The organism is Streptomyces sp. NPDC002640, from assembly GCF_053592575.1.
On sequence record NZ_JBSFVZ010000048.1, the window covers coordinates 1 to 10001 of the forward strand.

At 72.9% G+C, this 10001-nt stretch carries 2 protein-coding genes; both read right to left on the reverse strand.

Annotated elements, in window-relative coordinates; translation table 11 throughout:
• The coding region (locus tag ACWD3O_RS33835) for a type I polyketide synthase (RefSeq protein WP_451418539.1) at positions 1 to 4686 on the reverse strand (4686 nt) is incomplete at its 3' end.
• On the reverse strand, positions 4683 to 10001 hold a 5319-nt coding region (locus ACWD3O_RS33840), incomplete at its 5' end, for a type I polyketide synthase (RefSeq protein ID WP_451418540.1). The genes ACWD3O_RS33840 and ACWD3O_RS33835, both read right to left, overlap by 4 nt.

The following is a 10001-nucleotide window of genomic DNA, read 5'->3' on the forward strand; positions in this document are numbered from 1 at the left end:
GCGGCGGGTGGCGAGGGCGTCGAGGTAGGTGTTGGTGGCGGCGTAGTTGGTCTGGCCGGCGCCGCCGAGGACGCCTGCGGCGGAGGAGAAGAGGACGAACGCGGCCAGATTGGGGGCGAGTTCGCGGGTGAGTTCGTCGAGGTGGGTGGCGCCGGTGGCTTTGGGGGTCCAGACGGTGGTGAGGCGTTGGGTGGTCTGGGCGGCCAGGACGCCGTCGTCGAGGACGGCGGCGAGGTGGAAGACGCCGGTCCAGGGGTGGGCGGGGTCGGTGAGCAGCTCGCGGAGGGCATCGCGGTCGGCGGTGTCGCAGGCGACGACCTGGACGGTTTCGGCGCCGGTGGTGGTGAGGTCGTCGATCAGGTCGGGGATGCCGGGGGCGTCGGGGCCGCGTCGGGAGGTGAGGACGAGGTGGCGGATGCCGTGCCGGGTCACGAGGTGGCGGGCGACCTCCCGGCCGAGTTCGCCGGTGCCGCCGGTGATCAGGACGGTGCCGTCGGGGTCGAGGCGTGCGTGATCGTCCTGGGCGGGGGTGGTGGTGAGGGGGGTGAGGCGGGCGGCGCGGACCTCGCCGTCGCGGACGACCAGTTCGGGCTCCGCGGTGGTGGCCAGTGCCGCTTCGGCGTCGTCGGGGGTGTCGATGTCGATGAGCCGGATGGTGCGGTCGGGGTGTTCGGCCCGTGCGGCGCGGATCAGGCCCCAGAGGGGGGCGTGGGCGAGGTCCTGGACACCGTCCCCGGCGTCGACCGCGCCGCGGGTGATCCACACGAGTTCCGTGTTCTCGAGGCGGTCGTCGGCCAGCAACTGCTGGGTGGTCTGCAAGGCGGCGGCGGTGGCGGCGAGGGCGTCGGTGGTGGTGGGGGTGGTGGCGTCGACGACGATCCGCTCGGGGGCCTCGGTCAGGTCGTCGAGGTCCGCGACCGGCTGGGCGTCCAGGGCACGGGCCAGTGTCCCGTCACCGCCCAGCACCCACGTGTCCCGCTCGGGTTCTGCGTCGGCGGCGCGGACTGGCCGGAACTCCACCCGGTAGACGTGCTCCACCGACCCACCCACACGCACCTGCTCAGCGGTTCCCCGCCGAATCCGCAGGTTGCGAGTGTGCAGGACCGGCTGCCCGTCCCCGTCCGTCACGGTCAGGGAGAGGTCCTCGTCACTGGCCGGATCGAGCTGGATGCGGACGCGGAGTTCGGTGGCGGCGGTGGCATGGAGTTCGACGTCGTTCCACTCGAACGGCAGGAAGACCGGGCGCTCGTCGCCCTCCTCCTGTCGAGCGCCCATGAGGGTGTGGAGGGCGGTGTCGAGGAGGGCGGGGTGGATGCCGAAGCCGTCGGTCTTCAGGCCTTCGGGGAGGCGGACCAGGCCGTAGGCGGTGTTGCCCTTGCGCCAGAGTTCGGTAAGGCCCTGGAAAGCGGGGCCGTAGTGGAGGCCGCGGGCGGCGAAGGCGTCGTAGAAGCCATCCAGATCGACCGCTTCAGTGCCCGGCACCGGCCACTGCGCCAGCTCTTCGAAGCCGTCGGCGCTGGTGGTGGTCTCGCTGAGTTCGCCGGTGGCGTGGGTGCGCCAGGGGGTGTCGTCCGAGGCGTCTTCGGTGCGGCTGTAGAGGGTGATCGGACGCTGGCCCTCGCTGTTGGCCGCGCCGACGACGACCTGCAGACGAACCGCCCCGTCCTCGGGGAGCACGAGGGGTTCGAGCAGGGTGAGCTCGGAGACGCGTTCGGCGCCGACGTGGTGGCCGGCGGTCAGGGCGAGTTCGAGGAGGCCGGTGCCGGGGACGAGGACGGTGCCGAAGGCGGCGTGCTCGCCGAGCCAGGGCTGGTCCGCGATCGACAGCCGCCCGGTGAGGAGGTGTCCCTCACCGTCGGCGAGGCCGAGGGCGGCGCCGAGCCACGGGTGGTCGGACACCTCCAGGCCGACGGTGCGGACGTCGCCGGACGGCTTCGCCGTCTCGATCCAGAAGTGCTCGCGTTGGAAGGCGTAGGTGGGCAAAGCCACGAGACCAGCGCCGTTGGCGTCGCCGAGGACCTTGTCCCAGTCCAGGTCGTAGCCCTGGACGTGCAGGAGACCAAGATTGCGCAGAAGCTGCTCGGGTCCGCCGTTGCGGCGGCTGAGGGAGCCGACCACGATCCCGCCGCGTTCGGCGCCGGCGTCGGTCAGCGGCATCGCCAGGACCGGATGGGCCGACATCTCGATGAACACGGTGTGGCCGTCGTCGAGCAGCTTGGCCAGGGCGCGGTCGAAGCGGACGGGCTGGCGCAGGTTGCGGCACCAGTAGGCGCCGTCGAGCTCGGGTCCGGTGGCGATGTCGCCCGTGACCGTCGAGTAAAGGGGGACTTCCGCGGTGTGCGGGGTGAGGTCGGTGAACTGCTCGGAGAGTCCGGGCAGGAGGGGGTCCATCTGGGCGTTGTGGGAGGCGTAGTCGACGTTGATCTTGCGGGCGTAGACGCCCTGCTCTCCGAGCTGGTCGACCAGCTGGCTGATGGCGTCGGCCTGGCCGGAGACGATGGTCGAGCCGGGGGTGTTCACCGCGGCCACGGACAGTGCGTCGCCGAACGGGGCGATGAACTCCTCGACCTCCGCGACCGGTCGTTCGACGAGGGCCATGCCGCCTTGGCCGGCGCAGGCGAGGACGGCCTGGGAGCGGCGGGCGACGACGAGAGCGCCCTGTTCCAGGGTGAGGGCGCCGGCCACGACCGCGGCGACGACTTCGCCCTGGGAGTGCCCGACCACCGCGGCCGGCTCGACGCCGAGGGAACGCCAGAGCGCGGAGAGGGCGACGCCCATGGCGAAGAGGGCGGGCTGGACCACGTCGACCCGGTCGAAACCGGGGTGGCCGTCCTCGACGCCCGCGAGGACGTCGCGGACCGACCAGCCCGTGAACGGCAGCAGCGCCGCGTCGCAGGCCTCGACCGTCTCGCGGAACACCTCGCTGGACGCCAGCAGTTCCCGGCCCATGCCGACCCACTGGGAGCCCTGGCCCGGGTACACGAAGACGACCTTGCCGCGCGGTTCGGCGAGCCCGGTCACTACGGTGTCGTGCGCCTCGCCCTCCGCCAACGCCCGCAGAGCGGCGATCAAGGCAGTGGTGTCCGCCGCGGCCACGGAAGCGCGAGCGGACAGGTGCGTGCGGTGACGGGCGGCCGTGACGGCCACGTCGGCGACGGGCACGTCCTGGTGCGCGGACAACCAGTCGGCCCAGCGGCCCGCCTGCCCGCGCAGGGCGGCCTCGTCCTGGCCGGAGAGCACCACCGGCAGTGGGCGGCCGTCCCCGGTGGCCGGAGCCGAGGGCTCCCGGACCGGAGGTTCCTCGACGATCACGTGCGCGTTGGTGCCGCTGAGTCCGAACGACGAAACGCCCGCGCGGCGGACGCGCTCCGCGTCCTGCGTCCACGGCCGGGCCTCCTGCAGCAGCTCCAGCCCGCTGTCCTTCCACTCCACGAGCGGGCTCGGCTGATCGGCGTGCAGCGTCTTCGGCAGCGTTCCGTGCTCGAGGGCGAGGACCATCTTGATGACCCCCACCACACCCGCGGCGGCCTGCGCGTGTCCGATGTTGGACTTCGACGAGCCCAGCCACACCGGCCGGTCCTCCGGCCGTCCCGGTCCGAAGACCTCGGCCAGGGCGCCGGCCTCGATCGGGTCGCCCAGCGACGTGCCGGTGCCGTGCGCCTCGATCGCGTCGATGTCGGCCGGGGTGAGGCGGGCCGCTTCGAGCGCGGCCTGCACCACACGCTGCTGCGACGGCCCGTTCGGGGCGGTCAGGCCCTGGCTGCGGCCGTCCTGGTTCACCGCCGAGCCCCGGATGACAGCCAGGACTCGGTCCCCGTCCCGCTCCGCGGCCGACAGCCGCTTCAGCGCCAGGACACCCACACCCTCGGCCCAGCCGGCACCGTCCGCCACGGCCGAGAACGACTTGCACCGCCCGTCCGCCGCCATCCCCTTCAGCCGCGAGAACTCCACGAACAGCGCCGGTGTGGCCATCACGGTCACACCACCGGCGAGCGCAAGGTCGCACTCGCCCTGGCGCAGCGCCTGCACGGCGAGGTGGAGCGCGACCAGCGAGGACGAACACGCCGTGTCGACCGTCATCGCCGGCCCCTGAAGCCCGAGGCTGTACGCCACCCGGCCGGAGACCACACTGCTGGCGTTGCCGGTGCTCACATAGCCGTCGAGGGCGTTGAGGTCGTACCCCTGCTGGTTGCCGTAGTCGGAGCTCATCGTGCCGAGGTAGACGCCGGTGTTGCTGCCGACCAGCGAGTCCGGGCGGATGCCGGCGCGCTCCAGGGCCTCCCAGGACGCCTCCAGGACGAGCCGCTGCTGCGGGTCCATCGACAGCGCCTCACGCGGCGAGATCCCGAAGAACGCCGCGTCGAACCCCTCGATGTCGGCCAGGAACCCGCCCTCGCGGGCGTAGCTCTTGCCCACGGCCTCCGGATCCGCGTCGAACAGGTTCAGCCCGTCCCAACGCGACGGCAGCCCGCCCACGGCGTCACCGCCCGCCGCCAGCAGCTCCCAGAACGCCTCCGGCGTGTCGATCCCGCCCGGCAGCCGGCACGCCATCGACACGATCGCGATCGGCTCGGTGCGTGCCGCGCGTTCGGCGGTGAGCGCGTTCTCGGTCTCGAGGAGCGCGCTCGCCGTGCGCCGCAGGTAGGCCTCGAGCTTCTCGATCTTCCCGACTTCGGACGCGCTCATTCGCTCACTCCAAGCTTGCGATCCAGGAACTGAAGAAGGTCATCCGTGCTGCCGGTGTCGATCTCGGCTTCCGGCTCGGGTTGCGCGTCGCCTGCGGGAGTGATCTTCGTGAGGCCGTTCCGCAGGGCGAGGAGACCGGCCGCGAGGCCCTGCTCCTCCAACTGGGCCGGAGTCGCCGTACGCAGGAGTTCGACGAGACTGTCGATCTGGTGGCGCGTCACCCGCTGCCCCGTGGCCGGGCCCGCCGCGTTGTCGGAGCCGACGGCGAGCCTGGTGAGGAGCAGGGTGGCGATGGCGGTGGGTGTGGGGTGGTCGAAGGCGAGGGTCGAGGGCAGCGAGAGCCCGCTCGCGGCGGACAGGCGCCGACGCAGTTCGACGGCCATGAGGGAGTCGATGCCGAGTTCCTTGAGCACCTGCTGGGCACCGACGCCGTCGGCGTCGGCCACACCGAGGACCGTGGCGGCCTCCCTCTGCACCAGCTGGGTCAGGTAGGGCAGCCGCTCGGCCACGGGGCGGGCCAGCAGTTGCTCGCGCAGGCCGGACGGGTTCGCCGCGGCCTCGCCCGCCTGCCGGCGCGGGGCCCGCAACAGGTTCCGCAGCAGTGCGTGGACGTTCTCGCCGTTGCCCGCGGCGAGCTGCAGGGACGTCAGCTCGAACTTGACGGGCACGAGGTGGGCGTACGGCAGGTCCAGCGCGGCGTCCAGCGCGGCCAGTGCCTGCCGGGCGCTCAGCGCACCGATGCCGCCGCGGCGCATACGGGCCAGTTCGGCCTGCCCGAGTGCCGAGGTGAGGCCGATGCCGGCCTGCTGCCACAGGCCCCAGGACAGGCTCACGGCGGGGAGGCCGTCGGCGCGGCGGCGGGTGGCCAGGGCATCGACGTAGGTGTTGGCGGCGGCGTAGTTGGCCTGTCCGGCGCCGCCGAGGACGCCTGCGGCGGAGGAGTAGAGGACGAACGCGGCGAGCCCGGGTGCCAGTTCGCGGGTGAGCTCGTCCAGGTGGGTCGCGCCGGCGGCCTTCGCCGCCCAGACGGTGGCCAGGCGTTCGGCGGTCTGGGCGGACAGGACGCCGTCGTCCAGGGCGGCGGCGAGATGGAACACACCCGTCCAGGGGTGTGCGGCGTCCGCGGTCGCCAGGGCCATCGAGACGTCCTCGCGGCGGCCGATGTCGCAGGCCACCACCTGCACGCTCTCGGCGCCGGTGGCGGTGAGGTCGGCGACCAGGTCGGCCGCGCCCGGAGCGTCGAGACCCTGCCGCGAGGTGAGCACCAGGTGGCGCACACCGTGGTGGCGCACCAGGTGCCGCGCCAGAACTTGGCCCAGCTCGCCGGTACCGCCGGTGATCAGGACGGAGCCCTCGGGGTCGAGGGACGCGGCGACCCCGGGCTCTCCGGCACCGGGCTCCGCCGCACGCGTGGTGCGGGCGAGGCGTGCGGTGCGCAGCTCACCGTCGCGGAGCACGAGCTCCGGCTCGTCCGTCAGCGCGAGGGCGTGCGGCAGCAGCTCGTCGTCGGCGGGGTCGTGACTCAGGTCCACCAGGCGGATCGTCCGCTCGGCCTGCTCGCTGCGCGCGGCACGGACCAGACCCCACAGCGGGGCACGTGTCAGGTCGTGGACCTCGTCGTCCACGCCGACGGCCGAGCGGGTGATCCACACCAGCTCCGTTCCGTCCAGCCGGGGCTCCGCCAGCAGGCGTTGCAGGGTGAGCAGCGCGGAGGCGGCCAGCTCCAGCGCGGCGGCGGCCACGTCCTGGTCGCCGTCGGCCGGTGCGGCGGCCCCTGTCGTCGCGTCGACGACCAGTCGGACGGGTGCCGGCTGTCCGTCGTCGAGGCGGGCGAGCAGCGCGGCCACATCGGTCACGTCGTCGGCCCCGAGGATGCCGGCCGCCCCGGCGCCGTCGCCGAGGACCCAGGTGCCGACGGCCGGAACCGCGCCCTCGGGCAGGGTGCGCGCCTTCCGGAAGTCGAGATGGTAGAGGTGGTCCACGGGCTCGCCCGCACGGATCTGCTCCGCGGTCGCCTCCCTGATCACCAGGCGCTCCGCCCGGGCGACAGGCCGTCCGACCGGGTCGGCCACCAGGACGCCGGCGGCGGTGCCGGAGGCGTCGAGTTCGATGCGGACGCGGAGTTCGGTGGCGGCGGTGGCGTGGAGTTCGACGTCGTTCCACTCGAACGGCAGGAAGACGGGGCGCTCGTCGCCTTCCTCCTTGCGGACGCCGATGAGGGTGTGGAGGGCGGTGTCGAGGAGGGCGGGGTGGATGCCGAAGCCGTCGGTCTTCAGGCCTTCGGGGAGGCGGACGAGGCCGTAGGCGGTGTTGTCCTTGCGCCAGAGTTCGGTGAGTCCCTGGAAGGCCGGTCCGTAGTGGAGGCCGCGGGCGGCGAAGGCGTCGTAGAAGCCGTCCAGATCGACTGCTTCAGTGCCTGGCACCGGCCACTGCGTCAGCTCTTCGAAGCCGTCGGTGCTGGTGGTGGTCTCGGTGAGTTCGCCGGTGGCGTGGGTGCGCCAGGGGGTGTCGTCGGTGGCGTCTTCGGTGCGGCTGTAGAGGGTGATCGGGCGCTGGCCCGCGCTGTTGGCCGCGCCGACGACGACCTGCAGACGAACCGCCCCGTCCTCGGGAAGGACGAGGGGTTCGAGCAGGGTGAGCTCGGAGACGCGTTCGGCGCCGACGTGGTGGCCGGCGGTCAGGGCGAGTTCGAGGAGGCCGGTGCCGGGGACGAGGACGGTGCCGAAGGCGGCGTGCTCACCCAGCCAGGGCTGGTCCGTCAGGGAGAGGCGTCCGGTGAGGAGGTGGCCTTCACCGTCGGCGAGCGGGGTGACGGCGCCGATCCAGGGGTGCGCGGAGGCCTCGAGCCCGAGCGATCCGGCGTCGCCTGACGGCAGGGTGGTGTCGAGCCAGTAGTGCTCGCGCTGGAAGGCGTAGGTGGGGAGGGCGACGAGACCAGCGCCGCCGGTGGTGCCTGCGGTTCCGAGGACCTTGTCCCAGTCCAGGTCGTGGCCTTGGACGTGGAGGAGGCCGAGGTTGCGGAGGAGTTGTTCGGGTCCGCCGTTGTGGCGGCTGAGGGAGCCGACCACGATCCCGCCGCGTTCGGCGCCGGCGTCGGTCAGCGGCATCGCGAGGACCGGGTGCGCCGACATTTCGACGAACACGGTGTGGCCGTCGTCGAGGAGTTTGGCCAGGGCGCGGTCGAAGCGGACGGGCTGGCGCAGGTTGCGGCACCAGTAGGCGCCGTCCAGTTCGGGTCCGGTGGCGATGTCGCCGGTGACGGTCGAGTAGAGGGGGACTTCCGCGGTGTGCGGGGTGAGGTCGGTGAACTGCTCCGAGAGCCCGGGCAGGAGGGGGTCCATCTGGGCGTTGTGGGAGGCGTAGTCGACGTTGATCTTGCGGGCGTAAACACCCTGCTCACCCAGCTGATCCACCAACTGGCTGATGGCGTCGGCCTGGCCGGAGACGATGGTCGAGCCGGGTGTGTTCACCGCGGCCACGGACAGTGCGTCGCCGAACGGGGCGATGAACTCCTCGACCTCCGCGACCGGTCGTTCGACGAGGGCCATGCCGCCCTGGCCGGCGCAGGCGAGGACGGCCTGGGAGCGGCGGGCGACGACGAGAGCGCCCTGTTCCAGGGTGAGGGCGCCGGCCACGACCGCGGCGACGACCTCGCCCTGGGAGTGCCCGACCACCGCGGCGGGCTCGACGCCGAGGGAACGCCAGAGCGCGGACAGGGCGATGCCCATGGCGAAGAGGGCGGGCTGGACCACGTCGACCCGGTCGAACCCGGGGTGGCCGTCCTCGACACCTGCCAGGACGTCGCGGACCGACCAGCCCGTGAACGGCAGCAGCGCCGCGTCGCAGGCCTCGACCGTCTCGCGGAACACCTCGCTGGACGCCAGCAGTTCCCGGCCCATGCCGACCCACTGGGAGCCTTGGCCGGGGTAGACGAAGACGACCTTGCCGCGTTGTTCGGCGAGCCCGGTCACTACGGTGTCGTGCGTCTCGCCCTCCGCCAACGCCCGCAGGGCGGTGACCAGTTCGGCGGAGTCTGCGGCGACGACGCTCGCCCGCGACGGGAAGTGCGTGCGGTGACGCGCCGCGGTCACGGCGACATCCGTGACCGGGGCCTCCGGGTGCTCGGACAGGAAGTCCGCCCAGCGGCCGGCCTGCTCCCGCAGCGCGGCCTCGTCCTGGCCGGACACCACCACCGGCAGCGGTTGGCCGTCCTCGGTGACCGGAGCCGGGGCCTCCCGGACCGGCGGTTCCTCGACGATCACGTGCGCGTTCGTCCCGCTCAGCCCGAACGAGGAGACACCCGCGCGACGGGTACGTGCCGTGTCGTGCTCCCAGGGGCGGGCCTCGTCGAGCAGGGCGAGGCCGCTGCCGTCCCACTGGATGTGCGGGCTCGGTTCGGCGGCGTACAGGGTCTTGGGAAGGGTTCCGTGCTGGAGGGCGAGGACCATCTTCATCACGCCCGCGACTCCGGCGGCGGCCTGCGCGTGTCCGATGTTGGACTTGGAGGAGCCTAGCCAGACCGGCCGGTCCTCGGGGCGTCCCGGTCCGAAGACCTCGGCCAGGGCACCGGCCTCGATCGGGTCACCCAGGGAGGTGCCGGTGCCGTGCGCCTCGATCGCGTCGATGTCGGCCGGGGTGAGGCGGGCCGCTTCGAGCGCGGCCTGCACGACCCGCTGCTGCGACGGCCCGTTCGGGGCGGTCAGGCCCTGGCTGCGGCCGTCCTGGTTCACGGCGGAGCCCCGGATGACGGCCAGGACGCGGTCGCCGTCCCGCTCGGCGGCGGACAGCCGCTTCAGCGTGAGGACACCCACGCCCTCGGCCCAGCCGGCACCGTCCGCCGCGGCCGAGAACGACTTGCACCGCCCGTCCGCCGCCATCCCCTTCAGCCGCGAGAACTCCACGAACAGCGCCGGTGTGTTCATGACGGTCACGCCACCGGCGAGCGCGAGGTCGCACTCACCCTGGCGCAGCGCCTGCACGGCGAGGTGGAGCGCGACCAGCGAGGACGAGCAGGCCGTGTCGACCGTCATCGCCGGCCCCTGAAGCCCGAGGCTGTACGCCACCCGGCCCGAGACCACGCTGGTCGCATAGCCCGTGCTGGTGTAGCCGTCGAGGGCGTTCAGGTTCTGGCCCTGGTGACCGTAGTCGGAGGTCATGGCGCCGAGGTAGACGCCGGTGTTGCTGCCACCGAGCGAGTCCGGGCGGATGCCGGCGCGTTCGAGGGCCTCCCAGGAGGTCTCCAGGACGAGCCGCTGCTGCGGGTCCATCGACAGCGCCTCGCGCGGCGAGATGCCGAAGAACGCGGCGTCGAAGTT